17 protein-coding genes, 5 tRNA genes and 1 pseudogene are annotated in these 16236 nt (G+C 40.8%); 7 read left to right on the top strand and 16 right to left on the bottom strand.

Annotated elements, in window-relative coordinates:
- Nucleotides 1-440: 440 nt before the first annotated feature.
- From rplL to polA, 14 genes and pseudogenes are all read right to left on the bottom strand, one after another.
- Nucleotides 441-812, bottom strand: coding sequence for a 50S ribosomal protein L7/L12 (rplL, locus tag LU293_RS06390; protein ID WP_242746492.1), 372 nt, complete (start codon nucleotides 810-812; stop codon nucleotides 441-443).
- A 47-nt stretch (nucleotides 813-859) separates the two neighbouring features.
- Nucleotides 860-1363: a 50S ribosomal protein L10 gene (rplJ, locus tag LU293_RS06385; protein WP_242746488.1), complete on the bottom strand. Its 504-nt coding sequence runs from the start codon at nucleotides 1361-1363 to the stop codon at nucleotides 860-862.
- Nucleotides 1364-1682: 319 nt separating this feature from the next.
- Entirely contained in the window at nucleotides 1683-2384 is a 702-nt protein-coding gene (gene rplA / locus LU293_RS06380) for a 50S ribosomal protein L1 (protein WP_242746485.1), read from the bottom strand.
- Nucleotides 2384-2815 carry a 50S ribosomal protein L11 gene (gene rplK, locus LU293_RS06375; protein ID WP_242746483.1) on the bottom strand — a complete coding sequence of 144 codons (432 nt, stop codon included), beginning with the start codon at nucleotides 2813-2815 and terminating at the stop codon, nucleotides 2384-2386. The genes rplA and rplK overlap by 1 nt, the downstream gene beginning before the upstream one ends.
- A 130-nt stretch (nucleotides 2816-2945) precedes the next feature.
- Nucleotides 2946-3476: a transcription termination/antitermination protein NusG gene (gene nusG / locus LU293_RS06370; protein WP_242746481.1), complete on the bottom strand. Its 531-nt coding sequence runs from the start codon at nucleotides 3474-3476 to the stop codon at nucleotides 2946-2948.
- Between the two features lie 15 nt (nucleotides 3477-3491).
- Nucleotides 3492-3950: a preprotein translocase subunit SecE gene (gene secE, locus LU293_RS06365; RefSeq protein ID WP_242746478.1), complete on the bottom strand. Its 459-nt coding sequence runs from the start codon at nucleotides 3948-3950 to the stop codon at nucleotides 3492-3494.
- A 59-nt stretch (nucleotides 3951-4009) separates the two neighbouring features.
- A tRNA-Trp gene (locus tag LU293_RS06360) sits at nucleotides 4010-4085 on the bottom strand.
- Between the two features lie 112 nt (nucleotides 4086-4197).
- Nucleotides 4198-5388: an elongation factor Tu gene (gene tuf, locus LU293_RS06355; RefSeq protein ID WP_242746475.1), complete on the bottom strand. Its 1191-nt coding sequence runs from the start codon at nucleotides 5386-5388 to the stop codon at nucleotides 4198-4200.
- A gap of 225 nt (nucleotides 5389-5613) precedes the next feature.
- Nucleotides 5614-6269 (bottom strand): annotated as a pseudogene (locus LU293_RS06350) (IS1595 family transposase).
- Nucleotides 6270-6556: 287 nt separating this feature from the next.
- Nucleotides 6557-6631: transfer RNA gene (locus tag LU293_RS06345), tRNA-Thr, on the bottom strand.
- A gap of 3 nt (nucleotides 6632-6634) precedes the next feature.
- A tRNA-Gly gene (locus LU293_RS06340) sits at nucleotides 6635-6708 on the bottom strand.
- 19 nt (nucleotides 6709-6727) lie between these two features.
- Nucleotides 6728-6811: transfer RNA gene (locus LU293_RS06335), tRNA-Tyr, on the bottom strand.
- Between the two features lie 82 nt (nucleotides 6812-6893).
- A tRNA-Thr gene (locus LU293_RS06330) sits at nucleotides 6894-6969 on the bottom strand.
- A 199-nt stretch (nucleotides 6970-7168) separates the two neighbouring features.
- Nucleotides 7169-10057 carry a DNA polymerase I gene (gene polA / locus LU293_RS06325; RefSeq protein ID WP_242746472.1) on the bottom strand — a complete coding sequence of 963 codons (2889 nt, stop codon included), beginning with the start codon at nucleotides 10055-10057 and terminating at the stop codon, nucleotides 7169-7171.
- Between the two features lie 299 nt (nucleotides 10058-10356).
- On the opposite strand from polA, the gene LU293_RS06320 reads away from it, so the two are divergent.
- Nucleotides 10357-11379, top strand: coding sequence for a hypothetical protein (locus LU293_RS06320; RefSeq protein ID WP_242746469.1), 1023 nt, complete (start codon nucleotides 10357-10359; stop codon nucleotides 11377-11379).
- 118 nt (nucleotides 11380-11497) lie between these two features.
- Nucleotides 11498-13081, top strand: a complete 1584-nt coding sequence (locus LU293_RS06315) for a peptide chain release factor 3 (RefSeq protein WP_242746466.1) — start codon at nucleotides 11498-11500, stop codon at nucleotides 13079-13081.
- 42 nt (nucleotides 13082-13123) lie between these two features.
- Here LU293_RS06315 and LU293_RS06310 read toward each other — a convergent pair whose 3' ends face one another.
- Both LU293_RS06310 and LU293_RS06305 read right to left on the bottom strand, forming a co-directional pair.
- Nucleotides 13124-13459 carry an aspartate/glutamate racemase family protein gene (locus LU293_RS06310; protein ID WP_242746464.1) on the bottom strand — a complete coding sequence of 112 codons (336 nt, stop codon included), beginning with the start codon at nucleotides 13457-13459 and terminating at the stop codon, nucleotides 13124-13126.
- Between the two features lie 220 nt (nucleotides 13460-13679).
- On the bottom strand, nucleotides 13680-14045 hold the full coding sequence (locus LU293_RS06305) for a helix-turn-helix domain-containing protein (RefSeq protein ID WP_242746461.1): 366 nt from the start codon (nucleotides 14043-14045) through the stop codon (nucleotides 13680-13682).
- 230 nt (nucleotides 14046-14275) lie between these two features.
- Here LU293_RS06305 and LU293_RS06300 point away from each other — a divergent pair, with 230 nt between their 5' ends.
- Genes LU293_RS06300 through LU293_RS06280 form a run of 5 tightly spaced genes read left to right on the top strand, consistent with a single transcriptional unit; the run spans nucleotide 14276 to nucleotide 16192 of the window.
- Nucleotides 14276-14653, top strand: coding sequence for a hypothetical protein (locus LU293_RS06300; RefSeq protein ID WP_242746459.1), 378 nt, complete (start codon nucleotides 14276-14278; stop codon nucleotides 14651-14653).
- Between the two features lie 24 nt (nucleotides 14654-14677).
- Entirely contained in the window at nucleotides 14678-15202 is a 525-nt protein-coding gene (locus LU293_RS06295; RefSeq protein WP_242746457.1) for a hypothetical protein, read from the top strand.
- Between the two features lie 28 nt (nucleotides 15203-15230).
- Nucleotides 15231-15647, top strand: a complete 417-nt coding sequence (locus tag LU293_RS06290) for a hypothetical protein (RefSeq protein ID WP_242746454.1) — start codon at nucleotides 15231-15233, stop codon at nucleotides 15645-15647.
- A gap of 21 nt (nucleotides 15648-15668) precedes the next feature.
- Nucleotides 15669-16010 carry a hypothetical protein gene (locus tag LU293_RS06285; protein ID WP_242746452.1) on the top strand — a complete coding sequence of 114 codons (342 nt, stop codon included), beginning with the start codon at nucleotides 15669-15671 and terminating at the stop codon, nucleotides 16008-16010.
- Nucleotides 16011-16021: 11 nt separating this feature from the next.
- On the top strand, nucleotides 16022-16192 hold the full coding sequence (locus LU293_RS06280) for a hypothetical protein (RefSeq protein WP_242746449.1): 171 nt from the start codon (nucleotides 16022-16024) through the stop codon (nucleotides 16190-16192).
- Nucleotides 16193-16236: the final 44 nt, after the last annotated feature.

Here is a 16236-nt window from a genome sequence, read left to right as displayed (position 1 = left end):
AATTGGAAAACAATTTGTCTGCTGATTTGCCAACAAATACTCATTTTTCCGACTGATTAAAACTTACAATATGCCATGCGAGCCGAATTGGAACCAATTCAGGCGGGAACTCGCCCCCTTTGCAGTGATACATCGATAAAATGGATAATTTTCAGCACGATGTCCCTATTACATCATGTAAAAAACCAATGCATGACAAAAGGCCAAACACCAAAGGTATCTAGCTTAGTGAGCATTGGCGAATATCAAGTCTGTCTGCATAGGGAAAATTTGTCCTTTTTGAAGTGTGTTTGTCCGCCCGTGCAGGCAAATCACAAAAGGTCAAGTAATTAATTATAACAAAAAAAACCAATAATGCAATAGCACTACTGGTTTTTTTATGATAATTTCTTTAAAACTATGCCAAGCTTAAAAAGCCTGCATAGCTATTAATAAGAAAATTATTTAAGCTCAACGCCTGCGCCAGCTTCTTCAAGCTTTTTCTTAAGCTCTTCAGCTTCAGCTTTTGATGCAGCTTCTTTAACAGTTTGTGGAGCACCTTCAACTAGGTCTTTGGCTTCTTTTAGACCTAGACCAGTTACTTCACGCACAACTTTAATTACTGCAACTTTCTTGTCGCCAGCACTGGTTAGAACTACGTCAAATTCGTCTTTCTCTTCAGCTGCTGCTGCTTCACCGCCAGCTGCTGGGGCTGCTGCTAGTGCTGCTGCAGATACACCGAATTTTTCTTCCATCGCAGAGATAAGCTCAACGATTTCCATTACTGATTTTTCCGCGATTGCGTCTAAGATTTGTTCGTTAGTTAGTGACATAGCAATTATTCCTATTAGTCAGATTAAATAAATGAGTTAAAGCGTAATTAAGCTGCTTCTGCTTCTAGCTTATCACGAAAGGCAGCAAGCGTACGGGCAAGTTTGCCAGCAGCAGCTTCTTTCATTGTACCCATCAAGCGTGCAATAGCTTCGTCGTAAGTCGGTAGCGTTGCAAGTCTATCGATAGATTTTGGATCAATGAATTCGCCTTCAAAAGCCGCACCTTTAATTTCAAACTTGTTGTTGGTTTTTGCAAACTCTTTGAACAAGCGTGCCGCAGCACCTGGGTGTTCGTTAGAAAATGCAATTAGAGTAGGACCAACAAATACATCGTTCATGCAAGCATAGTCAGTGTTTTCTAGGGCACGACGTAATAAAGTATTACGCACAATACGCACATCAACACCAGCTGCACGAGCTTGTTTACGAAGTTCAGTCATTTGACCTACTGTTACACCGCGAGAATCGGCAACAACAGCAGAAAGGGCAACTTTGGCAGCTTCACTCACTTCAGCAACAATTGCTTGTTTGTCTTGAAGATTTAGTGCCATGGGTTGTCTCCATATTTACCATTAACATGGTAAGCAAATTTTACAAATGTCTAAGACATTTGCACCAAATACGGCGACCAATAGTCTTACCGTCTGCGTAGGCTTATAATTTTACTTATAATTTATATCCATTCTTGAGAACAATAATGAATACCTACGGTCTTAGACAGCACAACCCGCTGTGCTGAACTAATAATTTTATCGTCAAGAGCCTTACAATCGGGCAAGCCTATGACGAAAATGCTATTATAAGCGAAAAATAATTTAAATCAACCTTTAAAGTCTATAAATCATTTAACGCTTATAAAATTACTAAAAATTACTTATTAGCACGGTGCGGTACTGGATCGATTGAAATACCAGGACCCATGGTGCTAGATAGTGTAATTTTCTTAATATAGATACCTTTAGATGTTGCAGGTTTTGCTTTTTTCAAGTCATTCAATAACGCAGTTGCGTTTTGTTCGATTTGCTCACCAGTAAAACCAATTTGACCGATTGAAGCATGAATGATACCTGCTTTATCTACACGGTACTGAGCCTGACCCGCTTTGGTATTTTTTACAGCAGTTGCTACGTCTGCAGTTACTGTACCAACTTTAGGGTTTGGCATAAGACCACGTGGACCTAAGATAGTACCTAGCTGACCAACCACACGCATAGCGTCTGGTGATGCAATAACCACATCAAAGTCCATGTTGCCAGCTTTAATGCTGTCAGCTAAGTCTTCAAAACCAACAACGTCAGCACCTGCTTCTTTAGCAGCTTCTGCAGTAGCACCTTGAGCAAATACCGCAACACGTTTAGTTTTACCAGTACCAGCTGGTAGATTGGTAGCACCACGAACAACTTGGTCTGATTTACGTGGATCAACACCTAGGTTGATAGCGATGTCAATTGATTCTTTGAATTTTGCCGCTGGCAAATCATTTAAGATTGCAACCGCTTCTTCAATGGTGTATAGTTTATCGCTGTCAATTTTTTCATTGATGAGCTTTTGACGCTTAGTTAGCTTAGCCATTATACACCCTCCACATTAAGACCCATTGAGCGTGCTGTACCTGCGATGGTACGTACTGCAGCTTCAAGATCAGCAGCGGTTAGGTCCGCTTCTTTAGTTTTTACAATTTCTTCAAGTTGGGCGCGTGTTACTGTACCAACTTTATCTTTATTCGGTACACTAGAGCCTTTGGCAATACCTGCTGCTTTACGCAGTAGCACAGCCGCAGGTGGCGACTTCATCACAAACGTGAATGATTTGTCATTAAATACCGTAATTACAACAGGAATTGGCAGGCCTGGTTCAATATTTGCTGATGCAGCATTAAACTCTTTACAAAATGCCATAATGTTCACACCTTTTTGACCTAGAGCAGGTCCAATCGGTGGTGAAGGGTTCGCTTTGCCAGCAGGCACTTGTAGCTTGATGTAGCCATCAATCTTCTTTGCCATGAGATTTCTCCAATAATGGGTGATAACGCTAATATCATTAGCTCCCCGTGATAGTGATAAATAAACAAAATCGTTTATTTCGTCAAAAAGCCCTAGATTAAACTAGAGCTAATTTTTAATTATACAATAATTAATTTAATTTTTCAACTTTTGTAAACTCTAATTCAACATCAGTTGGGCGATTAAAGACACTGACAGTCAGATAAAGCTTAGACTTATCATAGTCAACTTTCTTCACAACGCCTTTAAAGTCGGTAAACGGTCCATCAATCACAAGCACTTCTTCACCTGGCTCAAACATTGTCTTCGGACGCGGTGCCTCATTGCCTTTTTGGATGCGATTTAAAATGCGGTCAGCTTCTACTTTGGTGATTGGTGCAGGATTTTCTGGCGTACCACCGATAAATCCTGTAATATTGGGGCAGTCTTTAACAATGTGCCATGTATCTTCGGTCATGTCCATATTGATGAGTACATAACCAGGGAATAACTTATGCTCAACCGTGCGTTTTTTACCGTCACGCATTTCAATAACTTCTTCGGTTGGTACAAGTACATCACCAAATTGTTCTGCAAACTCACTACGTTTAATTCGTTCAACCAATGAACGTTGAACTTGCTTTTCATAGCCTGAAAATGCTTGGATAATATACCAACGCATAACCGAACCCCTAAATTAGTTTAAAACAAAACCCAATAGATAATTAAAGGCGTTATCTAAAAGCCATACGATAAAGCCAACAATAGCCATAGCCAAAAGCACCTGCCAGGTATAACGCACGGTCTCATTTTTTGTCGGCCATGTTACTCGTCGTAATTCAATACCAGCATCCTTTAACAACACTTTAAAAGCGTGACCTTGGTGAGTAAAGACAAGACAACAAATCGCAAATACAATCAAAGCTACTGTAATACCGATTTGCACCCAAACATCATTCGCTGCTACCCAATAACGTGGTAGGTACTGCGTGACTAATGTTGCACCAATTAATGCAACAATTGCCAAAATCCACAAGAGAACGTCTTTTGCCGAACGTGTTTTTGCCACCTCAACAACATTTTCTTTGGAGATGGTGGTTGGGCGCTTTGAATGATCAGCAGCTTGGGTGTTAAGATAATTCTTATTATCGCTCATGAAGGACTTGCCTTGGAGTGACCAATTTATAAATATAAAAGGATAACATAGAAGAAATGTGGCAGGCGATGAGGGACTCGAACCCCCAACCCTCGGTTTTGGAGACCGATGCTCTACCAATTGAGCCAATCGCCTAAGGTGTTAAGGTCTGCTATTATAGCAAAAATTTTTATAATTGCAAGCAATTTTATCCCAGATTAAACAAAAAAAAGCAGACCTAAGTCTGCTTTTTTTGACAATTTGCTAATTAGTTCTTAACATTAGCAACAACACCAGCACCTACAGTACGGCCACCTTCACGGATAGCGAAGCGTAGACCTTTGTCCATAGCGATTGGGTGGATAAGTTCAACACTCATCTCAACGTTATCACCAGGCATTACCATTTCAGTACCTTCTTGTAGAGTGATAGCACCAGTTACGTCAGTGGTACGGAAGTAGAACTGTGGACGATAGCCATTTAAAAATGGCGTGTGACGACCACCTTCTTCTTTTGATAGTACATACACTTCAGCGTCGAAGTTGGTGTGTGGAGTGATTGAACCAGGTTTTGCTAGTACTTGACCACGTTGTACGTCTTCACGCTTAGTACCACGAAGTAGCACGCCACAGTTTTCGCCTGCACGACCTTCGTCTAGTAGTTTACGGAACATTTCAACACCAGTACAAGTCGTTTTTGCGGTTGGTTTGATACCAACGATTTCAATCTCTTCACCAACTTTGATGACACCTGACTCTACACGGCCTGTTACAACGGTACCACGACCAGAGATTGAGAATACGTCTTCGATTGGCATTAAGAATGGCTTATCGATGTCACGCTCAGGCTCAGGGATATAAGTGTCTAGTGTGTCTAATAGTTCTAGAACTGCTGGCTCACCGTATTTGCCGTCAGAACCGTTTAGGGCTTCTAGAGCAGAACCTTTGATGATAGGCGTGTCATCACCTGGGAAGTCGTAGTCAGATAGAAGTTCACGCACTTCCATTTCAACTAGCTCAAGAAGTTCTTCGTCATCTACCATATCGCACTTGTTCATAAATACCATGATGTATGGTACACCAACCTGACGAGATAGCAAGATGTGCTCACGAGTTTGTGGCATTGGGCCGTCAGTTGCTGATACAACTAGAATAGCACCGTCCATTTGAGCTGCACCTGTGATCATGTTTTTAACATAGTCAGCGTGTCCTGGGCAGTCTACGTGTGCATAGTGACGATTGGCAGTGTCATATTCAATGTGAGATGTGTTAATGGTAATACCACGTGCTTTTTCTTCAGGAGCTGAGTCAATAGCAGCGTAGTCTTTTGCTTCACCGCCGTGGTGCTTAGCAGCAACAGTTGCGATAGCAGCAGTTAGAGTGGTTTTACCGTGGTCAACGTGACCGATGGTGCCTACGTTTACGTGCGGCTTGTTACGTTCAAACTTGGCTTTGGCCATGAGTGTATCCTCTTGTTGTGAAGCTCTCGCTTGACGAGAAGCTTGTGGGTGTTAAACTGACAGACAAGCGTCCATTTTGTCAAACGCTGAAATTTGCCATATCTAGCTAATTATAACACAAAAAAACATATTTAAAGAACACTATTTTACCTAATCATGATTTTTAGTCAATTTATTAAGGCTGTATTGATGCTACATTCTTTTAGGGGCTGTACTAGATTAACCTTAAATCCCACACCATTTCCTAAGCACTTTAAGCTGATTAAAGCTAAGCCATAGTTAAATCTAAACTTCCGTCTTTGATAAAAAGATGAATGTTTTTCTTATCAATGCCGTTGTATTTGCGTAGTGTACGCTTAGCTTGCGACCAGAAGTTTTCTTGTACCTTGATGTAATTATGAGCGTTTTCTTTGTCAGCAAACTCTTTTGAGTGGTTTATTCTAAAATGCTTAAAACACTGACATCTAAGGCATTATAGCTTTTATAACTATCTGTATAAACAATACTATCAGGCTTGATTTTACTACTGATAATGGGCATAAGTGTGTTTGTTTTAATATCTTTAACAACTACGGTATAAACTTTACCATTTGCCTTAAAAGACCAAAGACAGTGGTTTTACCGCCAGCACCACGACAGCGCTTGCCTTTACGAATACCACCAAAATAGCTTTCACTAGCTCTATTTTACCATCAAAGCGTGTTTGAGCTTCTAGGCTAAGATGATATTGTATCAAAGTTAAGATTTTATGATAAATAACGCTGCTTAAATTATGCTTAAATGCCAAGTAAATCTGCTGCACTTCTGGCAGTTATTTGAAGTACAAAAAATTCAAGTAACTAACTTGCTTTTTTTGCTGTGTTACAACGAGTTATCTTCATAATACTAGTAAACACAGGTGTTATTCTGGTGCAGTCCTTTCTTTTTTCTTATAGCTTCTTTTTTATGATTGGCTCATATAAAAAGATAATATACCACAGACAGCACAACCTATGCTGACAATCTTATAAATACATAAAGAGATTTTAATCGCAATCTTGGCGTAAATTTTACAGTTTTTGCGTATTTTATGCGAAAAATGCGTAAAACAACAAGTTTAATTTTAACAAGAATTTACTGCTAATAAATCAAAACCCCTTGAAACTAATGCATTTCAAGGGATTAAATATGGAGCTCTTACCGAGAGTTGAACTCGGGACCTCTCCCTTACCAAGGGAGTGCTCTACCTCTGAGCTATAAGAGCATATGGAGCGGGTGGCGGGAATCGAACCCGCACCATCAGCTTGGAAGGCTGAGGTTCTACCACTAAACCACACCCGCAGTGTGTCTGATAGAAAAATGGTGGTGGGGGAAGGATTCGAACCTTCGAAGCTTTCGCGACAGAGTTACAGTCTGTTGGGTTTGACCGCTCCCCAACCCCACCTGATTTGATACGGCATATCTTTTAATGGTCTTTTAAAAGATTAAGCCCAAGAGATGGGCTTTACCGAATGAGTTCTTAGGAATGGTGCCGGCTGCCGGAGTCGAACTGGCGACCTACTGATTACAAGTCAGTTGCTCTACCAACTGAGCTAAGCCGGCGGTGTGTTCCTAAGTGGTGCGTATAATAACATATTTTCTAAGCGGTGCAAGCACTTTTTTAATAAATTTTTAAATATTTATGTAACTTATTGTTTTTACTGGATTATTTTATTTGATGAAATATATCATTTCCAGCGATCATTCATCAACTAAAGCAGAGCAACTCTTTATATTCTGCTTTATCTTCTCGGCTATCACCCTAGTGAGCAGCCTCCCAGTTCTCACCCACACCGATTTCAGCGACCAATGGCACAGCAAAATCCACATTCCAACCTAAGTCCTTGGCAGTCTTTGATAAGGCAGTTTGCATGGCATTTTTAATTAGGTTGCCAATCTCGTCTGCCTTGTCTTCATCTACTTCAAACACAAGCTCATCATGCACTTGTAGTAGTAGCTTAGCATGTTCTTTTGGCAATACCTTATCAACTGCAATCATAGCAAGCTTAATAATCTCAGCTGCCGACCCTTGTAGTGGCGCATTAATAACCGCTCGCTCAGCACCTTGGCGAATCATTGCGTTTTTGGCATGAATGTCTGGTGCGTACAATTTTCTGCCCAAAATCGTCTGCACATAACCCAAAGATTTAGCTTGCTCTTTGGTCTTCTCCATATATTCACCGATCGCAGGATAGCGGGCAAAGTACTGCTTGATATAGTCATTGGCAACCTCTCGACCTACACCAAGCTGCTTGGCTAAGCCAAAAGCACTCATGCCATATAACAGCCCAAAATTCACCGCCTTCGCTGAACGTCTTGCGGTTGGTGTTACTTCTGCCAACTGCTTACCCATAATCTCAGCTGCAGTTGCTGTATGGATATCTAAATTGTGATTAAAGGCATAAATCAGCCCTTCGTCCTGACTAAAATGTGCCATCAGCCTAAGCTCAATCTGAGAATAATCTGCTGCTAAAATCACCCGACCTTTTGGAGCGATGAATGCCTCACGAATACGGCGACCTGTTGGAGTGCGGATAGGGATATTTTGTAAATTTGGCTCAGATGATGACAAGCGACCTGTACTCGTCAATGCCTGATGGTAGCTGGTATGCACACGCCCTTTTTTATCTGCAACCCTAGCTAAGGCATCTGTATAGGTGCTTTTTAGTTTCGATAGACTACGGTGTTCTAGCACCGTATCCACAAGCGGATGATCGATTTTAGACAACACGCTTTCAGAAGTAGAATATTGCCCTGTCTTGGTTTTTTTACCCCCCATGATGCCAAGCTTGTCAAATAAAATCTCTCCAAGCTGTTTAGGGCTTGCCACATTAAAGGCTTCATCTGCCAAGCTGTGTGCCTGTTTTTCAAGCTTAATAATTTGCTCATCAAATTCTGCAGACAACTTCTCTAAAAACGGCACATCAATCAGCACACCCTCACGCTCCATCTGTGCTAGAATCTGAGCGGTGGGAATTTCTAATCGGTGTAATAGCTCATACGCTGTATCGTCCTGTGCTAAATAGCGACTAAACACACTAAATAATCGGTGCGTGATATCAGCATCCTCGGCAGCGTAGTGACTTGCAACATTTAAAGACACCCGATCAAAGCTTACTTGCTTAGCCCCCTTGCCTGCAACCTCTTCAAATGTAGTGGTTTTTACACCCAAATAATAGCTTGCCAACTCGTCCATATTATGGCGAGTTGCGACAGTGTTAATCACGTAGCTTGCCAGCATGGTATCCATGTGCCAATTTTTAATATCAATACCATATTTAGCAAAAATATGAGCATCATACTTTATGTGCTGACCGATTTTACCAATCTGTGGGTTAGCCAAAATAGGCTGTAACAGTCGAAGTACTTCATCACGATCAAGCTGACCTTTTAATACAACACCAAAATCATCGGTATGCCCAACAGGAATGTAATACCCTGTAAAATCAGCCAAACTCACCGAGATACCGACAAGCTCTGCCACTTGCCAATTTACGCTGGTCGTCTCAGTATCGATGGCAAAATATGCGGCTTGATTTAGCTGTTGTAATAACGCCTTAAAATCAGACATGGTGGTGATGGTCTGATAATTCACAGGGCTATCTGGCAGTGATTGCACGATTGGGATATCGGTAGTGCTATTTTCTTTATGAGAACTATCATAAGAGCCATCAATAGACTGCCCTATAAAATCTTGGGTGGGCGACTTAGTAACTTCGTCGTTTGTCAACATCCGAGCCATTTGCTCTTTTTCTTTTTTAAATTCAAGTTCATCAAAAAGTTCATATAAAGCTTGAGCACGGCTTTTTTGGGCGGCTAATGAACAATCTAAACGAATATCATCAAAGCCAATCGGCAAGTTTAGGTTCGTTACGATGGTAGCAAGCGTTCTGTTGAGTGGAATGTCAGCTTGATGCTCAGTTAGATTCTTGCCAACCACGCCTTTGATTTGGTCTAAATTTGCTAAAATACCATCAATATCGCCATATTGTGTTAGTAATTTTGCTGCTGTTTTTGCTCCCACTTTTGGAATGCCTGCAATACCATCTGATGCATCACCCATCAGCGTTAAGTAGTCAATAATTTGGCTTGGCGATACACCAAACTTCTCTATCACGCCTGCTGTGTCTGTAACCACACTTTTAAAGCTATCTTCTAAAATAACGCAATCATTGACAAGCTGTGCCATGTCTTTATCGCCTGTGCTAATAACCACAGGGTGTCCCTGTTGGCAAGCTGTATAAGCAAGCGTACCAATAATATCATCTGCCTCAAAGCCATCAAGCACCACAAGTGCAATACCGCTTAACTCAATCATGCGGTGTATATATGGAATCTGCACACGCAAATCATCATCCATCGGTGGGCGGTGAGCTTTATAGTCGGTAGATAATTCATGACGAAAAGTCGGCGCTTTCGTGTCAAAAGCGACAGCAATGTGCGTGGGATTATAACGAGTCATTAGACGGTTTAGGGCATTTAACACGCCACGAATGGCATTGGTTGGCAAACCCTTAGAATTTGATAAAGGTGGCAATCCATGAAAGCAGCGAAATAGGTAATACGAACCATCAACCAGTACGACAGGCACACTTTGTTTATCAATGTGATCGGTGGGAAGTTTGGTGAGATTTGGAATTGGCTTATTCATGGTACTTACTATAAAGATAAATTTAACATGATTATAGCAAATATAGGGGGATTTATCTTATGATTTTTAACGACATTATATCGCAAATCATGCTAAAAGTTTCTTTAAAAATACAGCTTTATTAACAAAACATTACAAATAAACCACAAATAATTCTGAAATAATCAACTAATTAAGCTATAATTAACTGATTTTGCCTATTAATTGTGCCAATTAACAAATAATTGAGCAAATAACGCTCGATATTGGCACGTTTTTAAGCAGTTTAATAGTTCATAAGATAAAATTTAGGAGTTTGTATGGCAGTAATCTCTATGACCAGACCTTCATGGCGTGGCATTTTTGCCGGTCTTTTAATGGGTCTTGTTGTGATCATTGCGATGGCAGCATTGGCACTGGTTCTTGGTTCTTTCTTGTCGTTAGATCTACAAGGTGCAGGCATTACAGCAGGTATTTATACCATTATCACAGCATTATTAAGTGCTTTTGTGGCAGGTTATTTTGCCGTTAAAGCATCTGCCCCTGAATCCATCTTAGGTGATGGCACTGCCATTCACCCAAAAGATGCAACACTAACAGGTGTATTAACAGCAGCGGTTATCATCGTAGCAACGAGCTACTTTGCCATGAGTGGTGCGACTAGCATCGTGCGTGGTGCAGGTAATGCAGTAGGTAGCATAGCAAGCGGTGCAGGCAGTGCAGTAAGCAGCGTAACAGGTGCTGCGGCATCTGCTGCAGGTACAGGTGCTGCAGCCTCTGGCCTATTGGCAAACAGCGAAATTGCTAATAAAGCACGCACAGCTTACGAAAGCGTGAAAGGCGATGTTAGCCGTGAAGACATCGAAGCCATTCTAGCAAAAAACCTAGACGGTATCGACCAAGCTCAAATCAGTGCAACCGCTACTGTAGTTCAAAACCTACTAAAAGACACCAAAGAAGAAGTGCAATCACTTGATTTTACAAGCATTGACACTTGGAAAAACCTAGACGAACATGCAAAAGCACGCATGGCTCACATTGAAGGCGTACTAGCAAGCGATGAGTTCATCAACCGTCTACAAGCTCAAGGCTTAAGCCGTGCTCAAGCTGAACAAGTGCGTACCGAAGCCACTCAAACTTACCAAGAGTACAAAGCAAAAACTGAGAAAACCATCGAAGAAACTCGTCAAGACATCGAACAAGGTCTAGCACAAGCTGAAGATCATGCTCGTAAAGCAGCATTATACGGCGGTCTATTCTGGCTAATCAGTGCACTACTAACGTTCATCGCAAGTATTGCAGGTGCTCGTTCTGCTGCTGCTAACTACCGCAGACTGCGTTAATCTAGCTGAGCCAACTAAAATAAAAAGCACTCTTTTTTGAGTGCTTTTTTATGCCAAAAATTCGCCTTTTTCATCTCAAAGCCTTATAATATGTCAAATTTTAAACGTAATCACAACTATGACCGACCTACAAAACCAAATTAACAAACGCCGCACATTCGCCATCATTAGTCACCCTGATGCTGGTAAAACAACCATGACTGAAAAATTGCTACTGTGGGGGCAGGTAATCCAAACGGCAGGCGAAGTAAAATCTCGCAAAACCGACAAACACGCCACATCCGACTGGATGAGTATGGAGCAAGAACGTGGCATCTCCATTACTACATCCGTCATGCAGTTTCCATATGCCGACCATATGGTAAACTTACTTGACACCCCAGGTCATGCTGACTTCTCTGAAGATACTTATCGCACGCTGACTGCTGTGGATTCTGCCCTGATGGTAATTGATGGTGCTAAAGGCGTAGAAGAACGTACGATTAAACTGATGGAAGTGTGTCGTATGCGTGATACGCCCATCATCTCTTTTGTGAACAAACTAGACCGAGAGATTAAAGACCCCTTAGAGCTGTTAGACGAAATCGAGAAAGTGCTTAATATTCAATGCATTCCGTTTACTTTGCCGATTGGCATGGGTCAAGATTTTGCTGGTGTGTATCATCTAGTAGATAATAAAACCTACCTATATAAAAAAGGGCATGGTACAGAAATCGTCGAGATTGAGAGTCGTGACGGCTATGACTATCCAGACATTCGCCAAAAAATTGGTGAGCTTGCCTTTAAACAGTTTGAAGAAAGCCTAGAATTGGTACAAATGGCTCATGAAGACTGGGACGAAAGTGAGTTTTTAGCAGGCAGACAAACGCCTGTACTGTTTGGTACAGCACTTGGCAACTTTGGTGTTAATATGATTTTAGATATCTTAACCCAATACGCACCGCCACCCAAAGATCACACAGCAATAGAACGCACCGTCAAGGCAGACGAGCCTGAATTTTCAGGGTTTGTATTTAAGATCCAAGCCAACATGGATCCACGACACCGAGATCGCATTGCCTTTATGCGTGTATGCAGTGGTAAATACGAAAAAGGCATGAAAATGAACCACGTTCGTATCGGCAAAGAGGTGCGAATTTCAGATGCCTTAACCTTCTTAGCAGGTGATCGTGAAGCCCTAGAAGAGGCGTATGCAGGCGATATCATTGGCTTACATAACCATGGTACCATTCAGATTGGTGATAGTTTTACAAGTGGCGAAACCTTAAATTTTACAGGCATTCCCCACTTTGCCCCTGAATTATTTCGCCGTGTGGTGCTAAAAGATCCACTAAAATCTAAAGCACTACAAAAAGGTCTACAGCAACTGTCTGAAGAAGGGGCAACTCAAGTATTTATGCCCCAAATTAATAACGATTTAATCTTAGGAGCGGTAGGCGTGCTTCAGTTTGAAGTGGTGGCTCATCGCCTAAAAGAAGAATATAAAGTACAATGCACCTTTGAGCCTGTGAGTATTGCCACCGTACGATGGGTGCATTGTGATGATAAAGTGGCATTTGAGAAATTTAAGAAAAAAGCCCACGATCAGCTGTCAGTAGATGGCGGTGGCTATCTGACTTATCTTGCTCCAAGCCGTGTCAATTTACAGCTTATGCAAGAAAGATATCCTGAAGTAGAGTTTAGATCGACCCGAGAGCATTGATTTTAGATGATTTAAAATCAAGATAATCTACGCAAAACTTGATTATGCCAAGCACAATTCATCAAAAATAATGCGATGAATTTCGTCTTGTGTGTCGGCATTGGGGGTAATCACATCAATCCCAAAATCCGCCATATATGCCTGATAGAAGCCGTCCGACATGGTAAAACGTGTGCCAAGCAATCCTACTTTGGTGATGCCATGCGTGCTTAGTTGTAGGGCTGTGGCTTGCAATAAATGCAAAAATGGAATGCTGATGGCAGACTGTATCTTATGGGCGACTTTGTGCATGGTATTGGTGGCAAGTAGTATGCCGTCTGCCCCTGCCTGCTCTAAGGTTTTGGCATCGTAAGCAAGCAGCTGCCCATGGTCTGCCAATCGTCAAGTCGCTGCAAATTGGCAATCGTCTCAAAATCCACACTCAGTACAAGCAGGCGTGCTGAATGATTTGCCCCTAGGGATTGTGGACTAAGTCATTGATTTGGTTATAATAAATGGCGGTGCTTTGGTGGCTCATACCGCCTAGGATTGCTAGGGTTTTCATGGGCATTTATCAAGATAAAAATGCATTTTATCAATAAAAGCCCCAAAGGTAAATTTATTTATCCAGCAGTTGTCGTAGCAGAGTGATTTCTTTGTCTTTTTGAGCAAGCAGCTCGTCCTTGTGGGCGATGATGAGTTCTAGTTTTTCTATTTGTATGGTTGTCTCGCCATAATAGCGGTTGGCATAATTTGTATTATTATCACCCAATAAAAAATTTATGTCTTTATGCTCTTTTAATAATTCACTGGCATCTATGTTAAATTCTTGGGCAATTTTAAACAAATGTTCAATGGTAACCCTACTTTCACCACGCTCTAATTTGGCATAACCATTTTTAGACATTTGTAATTTTTCCGCCATTTGTTCTTGAGTAAGATGATGTTCTTTTCTAAGGTTGGCAAGATTTTTGGTGATGTCCATAAAGTCCCTTTTTTGTGGGTAGGATGATGAAAAAGTGGGTGTAAAAAGTCGGATTTGTTGGTGGATTCTACATAATAATCATTTATTATAAATGATGTATTTTAAAATTACAAACGTTAACATTTTTAATGTTTGGTGGTGTCTTATTGTTTTTGATTGGATTGCAAAATCTTTGCTTTCCTAAGCTAAAAAACAACCAAAGCAAATATTTATTTATAGGAGTGAGTATTATGGCAGTAAAATCAGTCGCTTATGGCGAATATCTTGTTTCGCAACATGAAAACGGCAGTATTAGTGTATTAAAAGAATATGACAATGTCATTGCAAGTTTGCGAGCCATTTCACAAGAAGTTGGTTTTGATTATGATGACAACTGGACGACAAGACAGTTTGGTAGCAAACTTATCAAAGAATATGGCGAAGACGGCATTGCACAATTTGGCGAATATTGCGTGCGTATATTAGATAATGGCAGTGTTGCTAGTTTTAGAGTGTATGCCAACACCAAAGAGGCATTAAGAGAAATTGCCGATAAAATCGGTCTTGATTATGATGAAAACTGGAATACCAGACAATTTGGCTCAAAATTAATCGCCACTTTGTCGTAATTTATTTGTAATAGAGAGCTTATAATGACAAGGCAAATTTCAACAGCAACAGTAACTGGAAAAAGTCAAAATCGTACCGCACTGGGCATGATGCACGCTTATCTAAAAAAGTACCCGAATACAACGCTTTCTGAACTAAGAGCAAAATTTTACAAACAAAATGTCTGCCCAGATACGGGTATGGATGAACTTTTTTTGACCCATCAAGAGATCGAACAAGGCAAAAATGGACCGAGAAGTAAATGGTATATTGCAGAAAGCGCTTGCTTTGTGGGAGATGGCGAATGGCTTGTTTTGGGTGATGGTCAAAAAGTTGGTTTTAATAAAATGTGGACAGGTGAAAGCTTAGCGATTTTACAACAAGAAATGTTGCAATATCAAATTTTTGGTCAAGTGGATAAATCCTGCAAAGGCAAGAATGGCTTTGATATTACTTACGAATACGAATCACAATCCAAAGTAGAAACGTCAGCAGGTATGCCAATTTGGGTGTGGATTATTGGGGCGGCTATCCTACTAGCCCTAGCTGCTTATTTTTTTATGAACTAATTTTTTAAACTAATCTAACGAGGTAAATATGGCACTAACAAGCAAAAATCTTGCCCCTTTTATTGCAACATCTGTGATTGCAGATGGTGGCGAATATGACGAAATTGCCAAAAGCTGTGTCGCACAATTAGCAACCGAACTAGGACTTGGCGATTTGGATGCAGTCGTTGCCGAAGAGATCAAACACATTGACATGCTAGACGATGATGCGTTTGATGAATATCTTGCCACATCTGCCGAAAATATTACCGACAAAGAAGCAGTATTGCTAGTTTGTCTTGATGTTTTGGCTTCTGATTTAGTCATTAGTATTGATGAAATGGCAAATTATTTTTCATTTGCCGACATTTTGGACGTATCAGAAGATAGAGCAAGTGAAATTTTTAATGATTTTGTTGATGAAGTTGACGATTTGGTCATTGAATACGAAGAAGACGAAAATTGATCTAAAATTTAGGAGAAAATTATGGCAACTTTGAAAAAAACTGCTGATGGCAAAGTAGATAAACGCACCAAAGAATACAAAGAATTGGTAGAGCGTGCCAAAAAAGCACGTCAAGCCAAAGCACGAGCCGCCAAAACAACTGCCAAAAAAACAACTACCAAGAGGACAACGACTAAAACAACCGCAAGTAACTCTACTACCAAAAAAACCACCGCATCAAGCATTAAAAGACGTGCTGACGGCAAAGTGGACTTGCGCACCAAAGAAGGTAGGGCGATGGCTGAGAAAATGGCAAAAGCTCGTGCTGCAAAAGAAAAGTCAACGGGCGGTATTGGTCGGCTGCTCAAAAAACTACTAAAATAATTTTTTTTGGTATGAGTAAGAAATTATTAAAAGGCACAGGTTTTTCTTTTTCATGGAAACGATTGGTTGGCTTAACAGGGTTGAGGCTAAAAATTGCCAATAAACTTGGCGTGCCAACCACTCGTGGCGGGTGGGAAAGAAAGCTTGGACGGGCTATTTTAAAATTGATTTTTGGTAGGTAATTTTTTTAATTTTTAGGGGCTGACGTAGATTAGCAACCATGCTA

Origin of the sequence: Moraxella nasovis, assembly GCF_022701215.1 — a bacterium.
Taxonomy (GTDB): domain Bacteria; phylum Pseudomonadota; class Gammaproteobacteria; order Pseudomonadales; family Moraxellaceae; genus Moraxella; species Moraxella nasovis.
Note: the sequence above shows the minus strand (reverse complement) of the source record. Positions and strands in the feature narration are given on the sequence as shown.

Bases quoted from the DNA above. Each gene is read 5' to 3' on its own strand.
- LU293_RS06290 (WP_242746454.1), top strand. From the start codon at position 15,231: ATGGCACTAACAAGCAAAAATCTTGCCCCTTTTATTGCAACATCTGTG.
- polA (WP_242746472.1), bottom strand. From the start codon at position 10,057: ATGAATAAGCCAATTCCAAATCTCACCAAACTTCCCACCGATCACATT.
- LU293_RS06295 (WP_242746457.1), top strand. From the start codon at position 14,678: ATGACAAGGCAAATTTCAACAGCAACAGTAACTGGAAAAAGTCAAAAT.
- LU293_RS06285 (WP_242746452.1), top strand. From the start codon at position 15,669: ATGGCAACTTTGAAAAAAACTGCTGATGGCAAAGTAGATAAACGCACC.
- nusG (WP_242746481.1), bottom strand. From the start codon at position 3,476: ATGCGTTGGTATATTATCCAAGCATTTTCAGGCTATGAAAAGCAAGTT.
- LU293_RS06305 (WP_242746461.1), bottom strand. From the start codon at position 14,045: ATGGACATCACCAAAAATCTTGCCAACCTTAGAAAAGAACATCATCTT.
- secE (WP_242746478.1), bottom strand. From the start codon at position 3,950: ATGAGCGATAATAAGAATTATCTTAACACCCAAGCTGCTGATCATTCA.
- LU293_RS06315 (WP_242746466.1), top strand. From the start codon at position 11,498: ATGACCGACCTACAAAACCAAATTAACAAACGCCGCACATTCGCCATC.
- LU293_RS06300 (WP_242746459.1), top strand. From the start codon at position 14,276: ATGGCAGTAAAATCAGTCGCTTATGGCGAATATCTTGTTTCGCAACAT.
- rplJ (WP_242746488.1), bottom strand. From the start codon at position 1,363: ATGGCACTAAATCTTCAAGACAAACAAGCAATTGTTGCTGAAGTGAGT.
- rplL (WP_242746492.1), bottom strand. From the start codon at position 812: ATGTCACTAACTAACGAACAAATCTTAGACGCAATCGCGGAAAAATCA.
- LU293_RS06320 (WP_242746469.1), top strand. From the start codon at position 10,357: ATGGCAGTAATCTCTATGACCAGACCTTCATGGCGTGGCATTTTTGCC.
- rplK (WP_242746483.1), bottom strand. From the start codon at position 2,815: ATGGCAAAGAAGATTGATGGCTACATCAAGCTACAAGTGCCTGCTGGC.
- rplA (WP_242746485.1), bottom strand. From the start codon at position 2,384: ATGGCTAAGCTAACTAAGCGTCAAAAGCTCATCAATGAAAAAATTGAC.
- LU293_RS06280 (WP_242746449.1), top strand. From the start codon at position 16,022: ATGAGTAAGAAATTATTAAAAGGCACAGGTTTTTCTTTTTCATGGAAA.
- tuf (WP_242746475.1), bottom strand. From the start codon at position 5,388: ATGGCCAAAGCCAAGTTTGAACGTAACAAGCCGCACGTAAACGTAGGC.